We start from the raw sequence: 13,655 nt of genomic DNA, 5'->3' as shown, positions 1-13,655 counted from the left end.
GCGTCGGCACACATTGCACTGATGTGGCTGACACACCGCCTTCGCGAGCAAGCCCGCTCCCACATTTTGTTCATCAGGGTGTCAGTGAGGTGTGATCTGATTTGCCCGCGCAACGTCTAGCCCCAGTGTCCCCGCAATCCCACGGGGCGAGACTTCGGAAACCGGCATGCAAGCGCTGTTGAACGAGATCCTTGACGCTGTCCGTCCTCTGATCGGACAGGGCAAGGTGGCTGACTACATTCCCGCCCTCGGCACTGTGCCGGCCAATCAATTGGGCATCGCCGTGTACGGCAACGACGGCGAAATGTACTGCGCCGGCGACGCCGACACGCCGTTCTCGGTGCAGAGTATTTCCAAGGTGTTCAGCCTGGTGCAGGCCATCGAACATTCCGGCGAAGCGATCTGGGAACGCCTCGGTCATGAGCCGTCAGGCCAGCCGTTCAACTCGCTGGTGCAACTTGAGTTTGAACGCGGCCGCCCGCGCAACCCGTTCATCAATGCTGGTGCGTTGGTGATCTGCGACATCAACCAGTCGCGCTTCGCCGCGCCGACCCTGTCGATGCGCGATTTCGTGCGGCGCCTGTCGGGCAACCCGCAAATCATGATCGACAGCAAAGTCGCCGACTCCGAATATCAGCACCGCGCACGCAATGCGGCGATGGCGTATCTGATGCAATCGTTCGGCAACTTTCACAACGACGTTGAAGCAGTGCTGCGCAGTTACTTCAGCCATTGCGCATTGCGGATGAACTGCATCGACCTGGCGCGGGCGTTTTGCTTTTTGGCCAACGACGGTTTTTGCAAACACAGCGGCGAGCAGATTCTCGCGCGGCGGCAGACTCAACAGGTCAACTCGATCATGGCCACCAGTGGGCTGTATGACGAGGCGGGCAATTTTGCTTATCGCGTGGGTTTGCCGGGCAAGAGCGGCGTCGGTGGCGGGATTGTCGCGGTGGTGCCGGGGCAGTTCACCGTGTGCGTGTGGTCGCCGGAGCTGAATGCTGCGGGTAACTCGCTGGCGGGGATGGCGGCGCTGGAGATGCTTAGCGCCAGAATTGGCTGGTCAGTGTTTTAACCCAAACACCACAACCCCTGTGGGAGCGGGCTTGCTCGCGAATGCGGTGTATCAGCTATTGATTCGTGTACTGGCACACTGCATTCGCGAGCAAGCCCGCTCCCACAGGGTTTTGTTGGTCATTGGGTTTTGTGTTGCCTGTTGGGAGGGTGTTCCTATACATTTTCCGGCCGCTCCCTGCATGGTGAATCCGCTTCATGTCTCTTGCACTCGAACGTCTCGTCGCTGGCACCCCGATCCCTTTCGCTGGCAACCGCGTCACCGTGGTCAGCCCCGAACTGGCCGCGCGGTTTCAGCCCGGAGACCACCTGCTGGTCGAGCAGGTGAGTGGCGAGTTGCTGCTGATTCCCGTGGTCGATCAACAAGCGGCCTCGGTGGCGATCGAACGCGCGGCCTCGGCTTTCACCGCGTTGTCGGCGGTCTCTGACGAAGCGATCAGCCAATTCTTCGATCTGTTTGCACAACGTCTCGAAACTACAGCGTGTTGGGCGCAGATCGAAGCGGCGAACCTGGCCGACATCGAACGTGCCAAATCCCGCGGCCGCTCCACCACCCGATTGCTCGCCGATGAACGCATGCGCCGCGACATGATCGCCGGCCTGCGCGCCTGGCGTGATGCCGCCGCGACGCGCGGCAAAATCATCAGCAGCGTCGAGCACGATGGCTGGAAAGTTGAGCAAGTGGTCTCACCGCTGGGCATCGTCGCATTTGTCTTTGAAGGTCGACCGAACGTGTTCGCCGACGCAGCCGGCGTATTGCGCACCGGCAACACCGCCGTGCTGCGCATTGGCAGCGATGCCTTGGGCACCGCGCAAGCCATCGTCACCCACGCCTTGAATCCAGCGCTGGCCGAGGCAGGTTTGCCGGCCGGTGCGGTGTCGTTGGTGGAAAGCGTCAACCACGCCGCCGGTTGGGCGATGTTTGCCGACCGGCGTTTGTCGCTGGCCGTGGCGCGCGGCTCGGGCCGTGCGGTGAGTCAATTGGGCAGCATCGCCCAGCAGGCCGGCACCGCCGTCAGCCTGCACGGTACGGGCGGGGCGTGGCTGATTGCCGATCGTGACGCAGACGCCAAACGCTTCGCCGCGGTGGTGCGGAATTCGCTGGATCGCAAAGTGTGCAACACGCTGAACGTCTGCCTGATCCAGCGTGAGCGTGCAGCAGAATTGGTGCCGCTGTTTCTTGATGCGCTGCAGCAGGCCGGCACCGCACGCGGTCAGGGCTGCAAATTGCACATCGTCGAGGGCAGTGAAAGTTACCTGCCGAGTGAATGGCAGAACGCGACGGTCGAGGTGTATCGCGCCGAGGGTTATCAGACTGAAGCCTTGGCTGAACCGCTGGCGCAATCGGCATTGGGCCGCGAGTGGGAATGGGAAGAAACCCCGGAAGTCAGCCTGATGATCGTTGACGATCTGGATCAGGCGATTGCGCTATTCAACCGCTATAGCCCGCAGTTCACGGTGTCGTTGATCAGTGAAGATGCGGCGGTTCAAGAGCGTTTTTACAACGCGGTGAATGCGCCGTTTGTGGGCAATGGCATCACCCGTTGGGTCGATGGGCAGTACGCGCTGAACAAGCCGGAACTGGGGCTTTCGAACTGGGAGAGCGGGCGCTTGTTTGCACGCAGCGCGATTCTTTCGGGGGATGGCGTGTTCACGGTGCGCAGCCGCATGAGCCAGATCGACCTGAGCGTAAAACGCTAACCCCCATCGACACGATTCGCTTCCTGTAGGAGCTGCCGAAGGCTGCGATCTTTTGATCTTGTTTTTTAAGATCAAGATCAAAAGATCGCAGCCTTCGGCAGCTCCTACAGGGGTGTTTCAGGCTGCGTCAGCGCTGTTTGCGTAAACCGCACACGTCGCCGGCTGTTCCGCTAACGGCACAAACGTGCGCCGATCCGATGACAGCGCATCGATCGATCCCGTCTCGATGTCATACACCCAGCCATGCAGATTCAGCAGGCCTTTCTCCTGGGCCAGGCGCACGCTCGGGTGCGTCTGAATATTCGCCAGTTGCGCAATGACATTTTCGCGCACCATCGAACTCAACTTCGCCGCATCACTGGCATGCGCTCGCGCTTCATTCACCACTTTCGCCGACTCGGCATGCTGCAACCAGCCGCTGACGGCGGGCAGGTGATCCATGCATTTGCACTGGGCGATCGCGGTCATCGCGCCGCAATCCGAATGCCCGCAAATCACAATGTCGGTCACACCGAGCACGGCAACCGCGTATTCCACCGTGGCCGAAACCCCGCCCGGATGCGGGCTGTAGGACGGCACGATATTGCCGGCGTTGCGGATCACAAACAGCTCACCGGGCTCTTGTTGGGTCAGCAATTCCGGCACGACTCGGCTGTCGGAACAGGTGATGAACAAGGTGCCGGGCTGTTGGGTGGTCGCCAGGTGTTTGAACAGTTCGCTGCGTTGCGGAAAGGCTTCGTGCTGGAATTTCAAGAAACCGTCGATCAGGGCTTTCATGTGCGTGTCCTCTTCAGGGGCGATCGAATGGTCCGCACGCGGGGTGCGGGCCGGGGCAGATCAGAACGGACGCAGCGGCAGGAATTTGCCGTCGAGGGTAACCACGGCGCGAGAACCGCCTTCCGGGTCTTCGACTTTTTTGATGTCGAGTTTGAAGTTGATTGCGCTGATGATGCCGTCGCCGAACTGCTCGTGAACCAGTGCTTTGAGGGTGGTGCCGTAGATCTGAATCATCTCGTGGAAGCGGTAGATGGTCGGGTCGGTCGGCACACCACTGAGGCTGCCACGCAGCGGGATGATTTGCAGCGATGCAATCGCATCGGCGTCCAGCTCCAGTTTGTCGCCGACGACCTGAGCAGCATTTTCCGGTAGCGGGTGCTGGCCGAGCAGGGCAGCGGTGACGTAGGCCAGGCTCAGACCAGTGCCGTCGGCAAGATCCTGCCATGAGAGATTTTTGCGCGCCTTGATGTCGAGAATGCGAGTGGTCAGGGCCAGGCTTGCGTCGTTGTAGGCGTGGGACTGTTGCATGGTGTCACTCCTTTCAGGGTTGGCTTGCTGTGTGGGAGCAATCTTCTGCCGATTGATCCATAGCGTCCAAGACCGATATACAATGCTTCGCATAAGCCCTGCCTATTAATGGTGTGCCCCATGCTGCTGCGACATTTGCGATACCTGCTGGCCGTTGCCGATCACGGCGGCTTTACCCGTGCGGCCGAGTCGCTGCACGTGTCGCAGCCGACGCTGTCGCAGCAAATCCGCCAGTTGGAAGAAACCCTTGGCGTGACGCTGTTTGATCGGACGTCGCGCACAGTCAAACCCACCGATGCCGGCGAGGCTTACATCGAATGCGCGCGGCGGGTGTTGGTTGAGCTGGAGGCGGGGCAGCGCGCGTTGCATGACGTGAAAGATCTGTCGCGCGGCAGCTTGCGCCTGGCGATGACGCCAACGTTTATGGCGTATCTGGTCGGGCCGTTGGTGCGCGACTTTACGGCGCGGTATCCGGGGATTCATCTGCAGATTTTCGAGTTGTCGATGGACGACATCGAGGCGGGATTGGCGGATGACTCGCTGGACATTGCGATCGCATTTACGCCGGTGCGCAGTCCGGATGTCGAATGTATTCCGGCATTTACTGAGACGTTGGGGGTTATGGTCGGGCGTGAGCATCCGCTGTATGAGAGCACTGCGGTGCTGGCGCCGGATGACATTGCGCAGCTGGATTTCGCGTTGCTGGCGTCGGATTTCATCACGCGGTTATCGGTGGATGAGTATTTTCGTCAGCACGGGATTACGCCCAAAGTGCGAATCGAGGTGAATTCGGTGAGTACGTTGCTGGAAGTGGTTCGGCATTCACCGATGGCGACGATGTTGCCGGAGGCGATTGCCACGGAGGATCGAGCGCTACGCCGGTTGCGGGTGGCGAGTGAGGCGCCGCAGCGGGGCGCGGCGTTATTGCGGCGACGGAATAATTATCACAGTGCGGCGGCGGTGGCGTTTGTTGAAATGGTGTTGGAGCGGGAGATGCCCTCACCCTAACCCTCTCCCGGAGGGAGAGGGGACTGACCGAGGTGTTTGTGCAAGTTACGCCGACCTGAAAATGCTGTGCCGAACTCATATTTTGAAAGCACCACAAATCGCCTCCCTCTCCCTCGGGAGAGGGCTGGGGTGAGGGGCTACAATTCCAGTCAAGCCATATCAATAAAGCGAACAAAAAAGGGCCCGCTTCTTTATAAGGAAGCAGGCCCTTTCAATTATTAAAGTAGTGAATCAGCAGAACCGATCAATCACCCGAACTTCGTTCTTGTTCTGCATCGAGTCCCACGCCTGTTTCAGCGTTTGCAGAACATTACCGATGAAGTCCCGATCGGCCGCGGCTTTCTTGCCGACATAGCCGTGGCCGCGGCGGTACATCTTCAGGCGGGCCAGCAGGTTCTGGTTGTTCTGGTCGAACTCTTCTTCACCAGCGTGGGGCGCCAGGCAGTCGATATGCACCTGACCCGATTTGCTGATCCACAGAATGTGGCTGTCGTGGCTGTCTTTTTGCGCAGCGAACATACGAGCCAGTTCTTCGATAGTAGGTTGATTGTTCAGATTCATAATGTTGCCCCTTGACCAGTCTGGTTATCTTTCAAAGTTGATTCGCTAATACAGGTAGCCCATCGGTTAGTTGATCCCTGGCACCGAAACCAGGACGTCAGCGCTCGCCCGTTGAAATACGGGGTCGTGCATCTGTTGCATGTAGTCGTGTTGAATAACTGCTACGCAATAGCGTCACAACGAGGAGAAGCAGCGAAAACCGGGAGGCTCCTTGCCGACCTGTGCAGCGTCGACCACAAGCGTCTTGAGAATTTTCGCCAGCGCTTCTCGTCCTTGTACTGGACGTTCAGGCCAGGTCAGCTTCTTCAATCTGCCTTGTGGGCAGCGTGTATCCGGAAAAAACAACTCGGCGGTCAGACGAGTTTGCTCAAGCGTGTTACCGATGTTCCCGATCGGGGAACGTCTTCATCATGCAAAAGCAAAACGACGCCGTCAACAGTTATGTAGTGATTATTTTTGCTCACTACATATTGTCGGACAAAGCTGTTTTGGAATGAGAAAGGATCGGTTCAAGCAACGGAAAAAGGTGCGTGCAGAACGTAAAAGGTGCACGGGTAACCGTCCACTTCGCGCTGCTGCCGGGTGAATTCGCCACCGCTCAATCGAGGGATGAGTCCGGCCCAGAAGCGTTTTGCGGGCAGATTGGCGTCTATATGGAAAATTTGCCATTGCCCGGGGATCCGGCTCAAGAGGGTGGAGACGACAAACTGGGCGACACCTTGGCCACGCCAGCATCGGGCGAGGAAGAAATAGCTGATGTTGTGTTCGGTGTCGGGGAGGTGGGTCTGGTTGTCGACGATGATGAAACCGGCTAGTTCGTCGTCGACGTGGATCAGGAAGGGTTGGGTGGCGGGGTGGCGCCAGTAGCTTTCTTCGAGTTGGTTGGGGAAGAAGCCGTGGTGGGCGAATTTTAGCGGGAGCCATTCGCTGAGATCGTGCAGGTAGAACTGCATGAGATTGTTGACGGTGTCGAAGTCATCGCGTTGGGCGGGGTGGAGGGTGATGGTGGGCATGGCGTCAGCTCCGCAATGGCATTCCCCCAGTGTGGACTCTGTACTCTGTGGCGAGGGGATTTATCCCCGTTGGGTTGCGCAGCAGCCCCTCTTTTGACTCTTAAAAAGCAGGGGACTGCTGCGCACTCCAGCGGGGATAAATCCCCTCACCACAGGTTCTTCACAAAGCTCGATTATTTAGTGATGGCTTTGGCTGTGCGCTTGGCTGGGCTGCGGGTGGATTTGCGCTTTTTCTTCCACGGTGTCGCGGCTTTGCCGGTCGGCGGTGGGCCGCTGATGGTCAGGCTCAGCGCGGAGCAGCGTGTCACTTGCTTGCTCATCCACGCCGCTTGTTTGGTGACGAATTCTTCCAGACTCATCTCGCCGCTTTGCACCATGTCCAGCGCCTGTTCCCAGATCGCCGTGGTGCCGGGGTCGGCAATCGCGCGGGGCACGGCGTCGATCAGGCTGAACGCGGCGGGTGTGGCGGCCAGCGCCTTGCCGTTCTTCACCAGATAGCCACGATCGAGCAATCCTTGAATGATCGACGCGCGAGTAGCCTCGGTGCCGATCCCGGTGGTGTCCTTGAGTTTCTGCTTGAGCAGCGGATCTTCCACCAGTTTGGCGACGTTCTTCATCGCCTTGATCAGATCGCCTTCGGTGTAAGGCTTGGGCGGCTGCGTCCACAGATCTTTGAATTTTACATCGGCCACCGCGCACTCAACACCTTGGCTCAGCGCTGGCAGGGTTTGCGGTGCGGGCGCCTCGCGTCCCTTGGCCGGTGCGAGCGCCTCAGGCAATGCGCGCTTCCAGCCTGGCTCAATAATCTGCTTGCCCACCGCGCGCAGCGCTTCACCGGCGCAATCGAAGTCGGCCTGAGTGCGATCGTATTCGTGGTTGGGCAGGAACTGCGCCAGATAGCGCGCGCGAATCAGCGTGTAGACCGCTCGGTGTTTGCCGGTCAGGCGCTCGAGGTTCTTCGCTGCTGCTGTGGGAATGATGCCGTGGTGAGCGCTGACCTTGGCGTCGTTCCATGCTCGCGACTTGCGCTGAGGCTCGAGAAAGCCGTTCAACGCCTCAAGGCTCGGGTCGGCTTGGCGTAACGCCGCAAGAATCCCCGGCGCCTCGCTGTGCTGACTCAGCGGCAGGTAACCGCAATCACTGCGCGGGTAGGTGACGACTTTGTAGGTTTCGTAGAGTGCCTGGGCGATGTCGAGGGTTTCCTGCGCGCCGAGGCCGAGTTTCTTCGAGCAGACTTCTTGCAACGTGCCGAGATCGAAGGGCAGGGGTGCCACTTCGCGCATACGTTCGGTGCGCAGTTTGACCACTCGGGCAGTCGCCGCATTGCCGATGGCCGCCGCCGCTTGCTGAGCCAACGCTTGATTGAGGCAACGATCCTGATCATCACAAGCATCCGACGGCGCCCGCCACTGCGCGGTGAACGGCGTGCCGTTGTGCAGCAGATCCACGTCGATCGCCCAGAACGGCACCGGCACAAAATCGGCGATGCTGCGGTCGCGATCCACCACCAGACGCAGGGTCGGTGTCTGCACGCGGCCCACCGGCAATACGCCTTGATAACCCGACTGACGCCCCAGCAGCGTGAACAGCCGACTCATGTTCATGCCGATCAGCCAATCCGCCCGCGATCGCCCCAGCGCCGAGTGATACAGGCTGAAGGTTTCGGCACCCGGTTTCAGCGCGGCCAGCGCCTTGCGGATCGATGCTTCGTCCAGCGCCGACAGCCACAAGCGCCGAATCGGCCCGCGATAGCGGCAGTGCTCGACCAGTTCCCGGGCGATCATTTCGCCTTCACGGTCGGCATCGGTGGCGATGACCAGCTCGCTGGCCTCGCCGAGCAGACGCTTCACCGCTTTGTACTGGCTCGCGGTGCGCGGCTTGACGGTCATCTTCCATTTTTCCGGAATGATCGGCAGATCCGCCAGCACCCAGCGCTTGTAGCGCGCGTCGTAGGCATCCGGCGGCGCGGTTTCCAGCAGATGGCCGATGCACCAGGTCACTGTGACGTCCGTTCCCAGCCAGCAGCCGTCGCCCCGGCGCTTGGCACCGAGTACGGCCGCAATGTCTTTGGCCTGGGAAGGTTTTTCACAGAGGTACAGCCGCATAACCACCATCGTTGATCGTTGTTCTGGAGGTGCACAGGATGGCTTTTGTTGCGCTGGGGGGCAACTTTTATCTGTATGGATATACAGATAAAAAGTGTTGCGGGGTCTGTTGGCCCTCACCCTAGCCCTCTCCCAAAGGGAGAGGGGACTGATTGGGGGATATTGGGGAAGTACACCGACTTGAATGATCGGTTGGGAATCCATAATCGACACAGCACATCCAGGTCGGCGCATGACGCCAGACACCTCAGTCTGCTCCCTCTACCCCTGGGAGAGGGCTGGGGTGAGGGGCTCTTGCCGTTCGGCTGTCCACCCCCCGCAAACACATCACTTGGGCTATACCTGAACCGGTCTCTTCGCAGTCCTCAGGAGAAACCCCCATGAAAACCTCCGGCCCCAGCCCTGTCATCAACCTCGAACAACTCGTCGGTTGCCTGCTGGTGAAATTCCACGGCATTCAGGTCGCCGCTTCCTCACACGTGCTGATCCTCAACGAAGCCAATTACCCGCCGGTCTATTACGTCCCCCGCGAAGACATCGACGAAAAATATTTCGCCCGCACCGACCACACCAGTTATTGCCCGTACAAGGGCGACGCCAGTTATTTCAGTCTGCAAATCCCCGGACACGAAGGCGCCAACGCCGTGTGGACGTACGAAAACCCCAAAGTCTCGGTCGCGCCGATCCGCGATTACGTGGCGTTCTACCCCGATCAAGTGAAGTTCGAAGTGATCAAGGCCGAGCCCTAGTAGTTCAGGTCAATAAACGGCTGATCCAGTTTCGCGTCGGGGCCGAGCCGCAGAATCGTCTTCAGCGTGGTGGTCATCGCGTTCAAGTCATTATCAAAACCACCGTGCGAGGTGTCTGCTTTAGTGCCCGGCCCATAGGTCATTTTCACGTCGTTGTAGAGGTGCAGGGTTTTCGCCGACTCTGCACTCAAGCCGTTGCCGGTCAGGGCAAAACCTGTGGGGATTTTGTTGCCCCAGTAGAAGTTGTTCCATTGCACGGTCATGTCCTGCGCGGCGATGTTCCACTCGCACAAATCAGGTTTGCTGAAGTCCTGATACGCGCCGTCGAGACTCTTGGCCATGCCGAGCAACGGCATGCGCTGCAATTCTTCATAGGAGCGCGACACCAGATAGAGCAGCGACTTGTGATAGACACCGATGACGTTGTCATCCTGCTCGCGGTTGTCCGACATCATGTGCAGGTGGAAGTCCTTGCGCTTGAGGCCGCCGCCCTCGATGACTTTGCGGAAGGTCGAGTTGGCGAAGTCGAGCGTGCAGGCCGGCGCGAGCAGTGTTGAGGTGGCAATCGGCAGGCCTCTCGCCCAGAGCAACTGGATCAGGTGGCCATTAATCAGCGAGCCGGCGGAGTGGCCGATCAGGTGCAATTCGATCTTGTCGGCGCCGACATCCGCCGTGAGTTTTTTCAGATTGTCGGCCGTTTCAATCAGCCCGCGCGGGGTGAATCCGGCCACCGACGCGGCTTCGGCGTTCTGCTTCATCTGGCTCCATTGATCGCCACCGAGTTTTTTCGTGGCCATTTCCACAGTGCGATCCAGACCTTCGGTGGCTTTGTCCTTGATCACTTTGAACACGTCGCCCAAGCCACCTGAATCTGGAAACAGGCCGGGCAGGGCGTCTTTGACGATGTCGGTCAGCGTCTCCAGCACCCCGGTGCGCCAAGTGATGAACAGCGGATAGACGCCGTTTTCGAGGAAGTACGGTGCCATCGCGCAAATGCGTTTGATCGAATCCTGCTCCGAGTTGAGCCCGCCGTGGGCGTAGATTGCGATGCGCAGAATTTTCGGTTTTTGCCCGGCGGGGAGTTTGTCGAACCAGGCCTTGGGCGATTCGCGGACGATGCGCGCGACGGCGGCGCGCACGTTTTCCACATCGGTCAAGCGTGGGCCGATGCTGCCGTTGTTTTCCATGACGATGGTCAGCCCGTAAGCCTGATCGTTGGTCAGCGCGGCCGGGCCTTTGCGGGCGGCTTTCGGTGCTTCAGCGGAGAACAGCGAGACGCCTTCACGCTTGGCGCTGGAGGTCGGCAAGGCATCGCGGAACACCGATTCTCCCTGCGCTTTATCGGGCCGCGCATTGCGTGAAATCGCGCCGTGTCTGATTGGCACACCGAGGCCGACGGCCCAGGCATCGGTGCCGTTGGCCAGCCAGTCCTCGTAGGTGAGAATCGCAAACCCCGAGTAACCCCAATCGGTCGACCAGGAGTTCTGCACGATAAATCCATCGTGGGTGTAGCCGATCAACGCGAAGGCGTGACCGCCCTGAGGTTTGGCGTTCCATTTGATCACCGGCAACTGCGCCGTGCTCTGGAAGGCTTTGGTGTTGGCCTTGGGTTTCAGCGCCCAGCCGGAATGCACATTGGCTGACACGTACAGCGCGCCGGTTTCGAAGAGCGCCGCCATCATCGACGTGATGTCGTCTTTTTCCACACGGTAATAAACCCCGAGCGGGCGAGTGACGGCGTCTTCCGCCCAGTTCGGCGCGGGGGCTTCAAAGTCCGGCACCGAGCCGTCGGCGGCGACGGTGTAGGGCCACAGACTTTTCTCGCAGACGCCGTGCTTGTGCCAGCCCTTGAGCGCGCCACGGCAACTGGAACCGGCGTAATCCTCGCCAGGCCATTCGTCGTAGAGCTTGGCCAAATGGTAGAGCTGACGCGGGCTGGTTTTCACCGAATCGCGATCGCGGCGCCACAGCAAATAGTTGATCACGGCGGACAGGCTGAAGCCGGTGCAGGCGCCTTCCTTGCCTTGGTACAGCACCATTTCGCGGCCGAGATAATCGGCCAGTTGGCTGCTGACTTCAGTGTCTGCCGGGAACGAGGCGGGCAGTGATTGCACGCGCGCGGTGAAGATCCGGTCGCGCAGGTCGAGGCGATCAGGACGGGCGTCGAGGGTGATGGTGGTTTGCGCGAGGGCGAAGCGGGAGGCGGGCATGATGGAGTGCTCGATTCGACCCCACGTCACCAACGCAGTCCTGCGCCGCAGGGATTAAAAAGGGTGAGGGTTATCGTAGACGAGATTTGGCGGGTGGGCGCGAAACGCGATGGCCGAGCTGAGCCCCTGTGGTGAGGGGATTTAGCGAAACGTCGCACCGCCCCGATGGGGTGCGCAGCGCCCCCAAAACCTGCGACTCTGCGTACCTGACACACCGAGTCGCATGCATTGGGGCTGCTTCGCAACCCAGCGGGGATAAATCCCCTCGCCACAGGTTTTCTTTCAACTGGGAAATAATGGGTGGAGTTAGTTTTTATCGAGGTCGATGTTTTTGGTCTCACGCAAAAAGATCATCCCCACCACCAGGCTCACGCCGGTAATCAACACCGGGTACCACAGCCCATAAAAGATATCCCCGGTGTACACCACCAACGCAAACGACACCGTTGGCAGAAACCCGCCGAACCAGCCATTGCCGATGTGATAAGGCAGCGACATCGAGGTGTAGCGGATGCGCGTCGGGAACAGTTCAACCATCAACGCCGCCAGCGGCCCGTAGCACATGGCCGAAATAATGATCAGCGCCACGATCAGCGCGACAATCATCGGCTTGTTGATCTGCTGCGCATCGGCCTGTTGCGGGTAGCCGGCGAGGGTGATCGCGCCGCGCAAAGCGGCTTCGTCGTAGCCGTCGAGCTTCACGTCACCGACGCTGATTTGTATCGCACTGCCAGCCGGCGCAGCGACGCTGGAGTAGGGCAGGCCTTGCTTGACCAGGAAGGTTTTCGCCTTGTCGCACGGACTGTCGAATTTCGCCTTGCCGACCGGATCGAACTGGAAAGTGCAGGTCGCCGGATCCGCCATCACCGTGATCGGCGCCTGACGGCTGGCCTGATCGATGGCCGGGTTGGCGTAGTGCGCCAGCGATTTGAAGATCGGGAAGTACAGCGCCGTCGCCAGCAGCAGGCCGAGCATTAGCACCGGTTTGCGTCCGACCTTGTCCGACAGCCAGCCGAAAATGATGAAGAACGGTGCACCGATCACCACACTGATAATCAGCAAGGTGTTGGCCACCGCCGGATCCATTTTCAGGAACTGAGTGAGGAAGAACAGCACGTAAAACTGCGCTGCGTAGAAGGTCACCGCTTGCCCGGCGTTGATGCTGAACAGCGCGATCAGCACGACTTTGAGGTTTTCCCATTTACCGAAGGATTCGCGGATCGGCGCCTTGGAGGTTTTGCCTTCTTCTTTCATTTTCAGATAGGCCGGCGACTCGTGCAGGCTCAGGCGAATCCAGGTGGAAATGCCCAGCAGCAAGATCGACAGCAGGAACGGAATGCGCCAGCCCCACACTTCAAACTGATCGCCAGTGAAGTAGCGGCAACCGAGCACGACGAGCAACGACAGCAACAGGCCGAGGGTCGCGGTGGATTGAATCCAACTGGTGTGGAAACCGCGTTTGCCGATCGGCGCGTGTTCCGCCACGTAGGTCGCCGCGCCGCCGTATTCACCGCCGAGCGCCAGGCCCTGAAGCATGCGCAGCACCACCAGAATGATCGGCGCGGCGATGCCGATGCTGGCGTAGGTCGGCAGCAGGCCGACGCAGAACGTCGCCACGCCCATCAAAATGATCGTCGCGAGGAAGGTGTATTTGCGCCCGATCATGTCCCCCAACCGACCGAACACCAGCGCCCCGAATGGCCGCACGATAAAACCTGCGGCGAACGCCATCAGCGCAAAGATGAACGCCGTGGTGTCGTTGACCCCGGCGAAAAACTGCTTGCTGATCACCGCCGCGAGGGCGCCGTAGAGGAAGAAGTCATACCACTCGAACACCGTCCCCAGTGATGAAGCGAAGATGACTTTTTGTGTGTCGTTGCTGGTTGTGGCGCTGCTCGCAGCGTCCAGCGGCTGAGCGTGTTCTGACAT

11 protein-coding genes are annotated in these 13,655 nt (G+C 59.7%); 4 read left to right on the top strand and 7 right to left on the bottom strand.

What is annotated here, in order from left to right; genetic code table 11:
• Nucleotides 1–166 precede the first annotated feature (166 nt).
• Together glsB and GVL50_RS23170 are read left to right on the top strand one after the other, a co-directional pair.
• Nucleotides 167–1,075 carry a glutaminase B gene (gene glsB / locus GVL50_RS23175; protein ID WP_159815192.1) on the top strand — a complete coding sequence of 303 codons (909 nt, stop codon included), beginning with the start codon at nt 167–169 and terminating at the stop codon, nt 1,073–1,075.
• A gap of 197 nt (nt 1,076–1,272) precedes the next feature.
• Entirely contained in the window at nt 1,273–2,775 is a 1,503-nt protein-coding gene (locus GVL50_RS23170; protein ID WP_159815191.1) for an aldehyde dehydrogenase family protein, read from the top strand.
• Nucleotides 2,776–2,892: 117 nt separating this feature from the next.
• Here GVL50_RS23170 and GVL50_RS23165 read toward each other — a convergent pair whose 3' ends face one another.
• Nucleotides 2,893–3,552, bottom strand: coding sequence for a carbonic anhydrase (locus GVL50_RS23165; RefSeq protein ID WP_053121028.1), 660 nt, complete (start codon nt 3,550–3,552; stop codon nt 2,893–2,895).
• Between the two features lie 60 nt (nt 3,553–3,612).
• A complete protein-coding gene (gene cynS / locus GVL50_RS23160) occupies nt 3,613–4,080 on the bottom strand; it encodes a cyanase (protein ID WP_053121026.1) in 468 nt (155 codons plus the stop codon).
• A 120-nt stretch (nt 4,081–4,200) separates the two neighbouring features.
• On the opposite strand from cynS, the gene cynR reads away from it, so the two are divergent.
• Nucleotides 4,201–5,088, top strand: a complete 888-nt coding sequence (cynR, locus tag GVL50_RS23155; RefSeq protein WP_159815190.1) for a transcriptional regulator CynR — start codon at nt 4,201–4,203, stop codon at nt 5,086–5,088.
• Between the two features lie 231 nt (nt 5,089–5,319).
• Here the strand turns inward: cynR and GVL50_RS23150 are convergent, their stop codons facing one another.
• The 3 genes from GVL50_RS23150 to GVL50_RS23140 form a co-directional block, all read right to left on the bottom strand.
• A complete protein-coding gene (locus GVL50_RS23150) occupies nt 5,320–5,649 on the bottom strand; it encodes a hypothetical protein (protein ID WP_053121022.1) in 330 nt (109 codons plus the stop codon).
• 509 nt (nt 5,650–6,158) lie between these two features.
• Nucleotides 6,159–6,662, bottom strand: a complete 504-nt coding sequence (locus GVL50_RS23145; RefSeq protein WP_159815189.1) for a GNAT family N-acetyltransferase — start codon at nt 6,660–6,662, stop codon at nt 6,159–6,161.
• 173 nt (nt 6,663–6,835) lie between these two features.
• Nucleotides 6,836–8,767, bottom strand: a complete 1,932-nt coding sequence (locus GVL50_RS23140) for a DNA topoisomerase III (protein ID WP_159815193.1) — start codon at nt 8,765–8,767, stop codon at nt 6,836–6,838.
• 380 nt (nt 8,768–9,147) lie between these two features.
• On the opposite strand from GVL50_RS23140, the gene GVL50_RS23135 reads away from it, so the two are divergent.
• Complete coding sequence (locus tag GVL50_RS23135; protein WP_159815188.1) at nt 9,148–9,516, top strand: DUF427 domain-containing protein; 369 nt, start codon at nt 9,148–9,150, stop codon at nt 9,514–9,516.
• Here the strand turns inward: GVL50_RS23135 and GVL50_RS23130 are convergent.
• Both GVL50_RS23130 and GVL50_RS23125 read right to left on the bottom strand, forming a co-directional pair.
• The gene (locus GVL50_RS23130; RefSeq protein WP_159815187.1) at nt 9,513–11,726 is read right to left on the bottom strand and encodes a C1 family peptidase; all 2,214 of its coding nucleotides are present in this window, start codon (nt 11,724–11,726) and stop codon (nt 9,513–9,515) included. The genes GVL50_RS23135 and GVL50_RS23130 overlap by 4 nt on opposite strands.
• Nucleotides 11,727–12,032: 306 nt before the next feature.
• Nucleotides 12,033–13,655 carry an MFS transporter gene (locus GVL50_RS23125; RefSeq protein ID WP_159815186.1) on the bottom strand — a complete coding sequence of 541 codons (1,623 nt, stop codon included), beginning with the start codon at nt 13,653–13,655 and terminating at the stop codon, nt 12,033–12,035.

It is taken from the genome of Pseudomonas sp. 18058, assembly GCF_902706155.1.
Lineage (GTDB): Bacteria > Pseudomonadota > Gammaproteobacteria > Pseudomonadales > Pseudomonadaceae > Aquipseudomonas > Aquipseudomonas rustica.
The sequence above is the reverse complement of the archived record's forward strand: the minus strand, read 5'-3'. Positions and strand labels throughout refer to the sequence as shown.

Bases quoted from the DNA above. Each gene is read 5' to 3' on its own strand.
- glsB (WP_159815192.1), top strand. From the start codon at position 167: ATGCAAGCGCTGTTGAACGAGATCCTTGACGCTGTCCGTCCTCTGATC.
- GVL50_RS23170 (WP_159815191.1), top strand. From the start codon at position 1,273: ATGTCTCTTGCACTCGAACGTCTCGTCGCTGGCACCCCGATCCCTTTC.
- GVL50_RS23165 (WP_053121028.1), bottom strand. From the start codon at position 3,552: ATGAAAGCCCTGATCGACGGTTTCTTGAAATTCCAGCACGAAGCCTTT.
- cynS (WP_053121026.1), bottom strand. From the start codon at position 4,080: ATGCAACAGTCCCACGCCTACAACGACGCAAGCCTGGCCCTGACCACT.
- cynR (WP_159815190.1), top strand. From the start codon at position 4,201: ATGCTGCTGCGACATTTGCGATACCTGCTGGCCGTTGCCGATCACGGC.
- GVL50_RS23150 (WP_053121022.1), bottom strand. From the start codon at position 5,649: ATGAATCTGAACAATCAACCTACTATCGAAGAACTGGCTCGTATGTTC.
- GVL50_RS23145 (WP_159815189.1), bottom strand. From the start codon at position 6,662: ATGCCCACCATCACCCTCCACCCCGCCCAACGCGATGACTTCGACACC.
- GVL50_RS23140 (WP_159815193.1), bottom strand. From the start codon at position 8,767: ATGCGGCTGTACCTCTGTGAAAAACCTTCCCAGGCCAAAGACATTGCG.
- GVL50_RS23135 (WP_159815188.1), top strand. From the start codon at position 9,148: ATGAAAACCTCCGGCCCCAGCCCTGTCATCAACCTCGAACAACTCGTC.
- GVL50_RS23130 (WP_159815187.1), bottom strand. From the start codon at position 11,726: ATGCCCGCCTCCCGCTTCGCCCTCGCGCAAACCACCATCACCCTCGAC.
- GVL50_RS23125 (WP_159815186.1), bottom strand. From the start codon at position 13,655: ATGTCAGAACACGCTCAGCCGCTGGACGCTGCGAGCAGCGCCACAACC.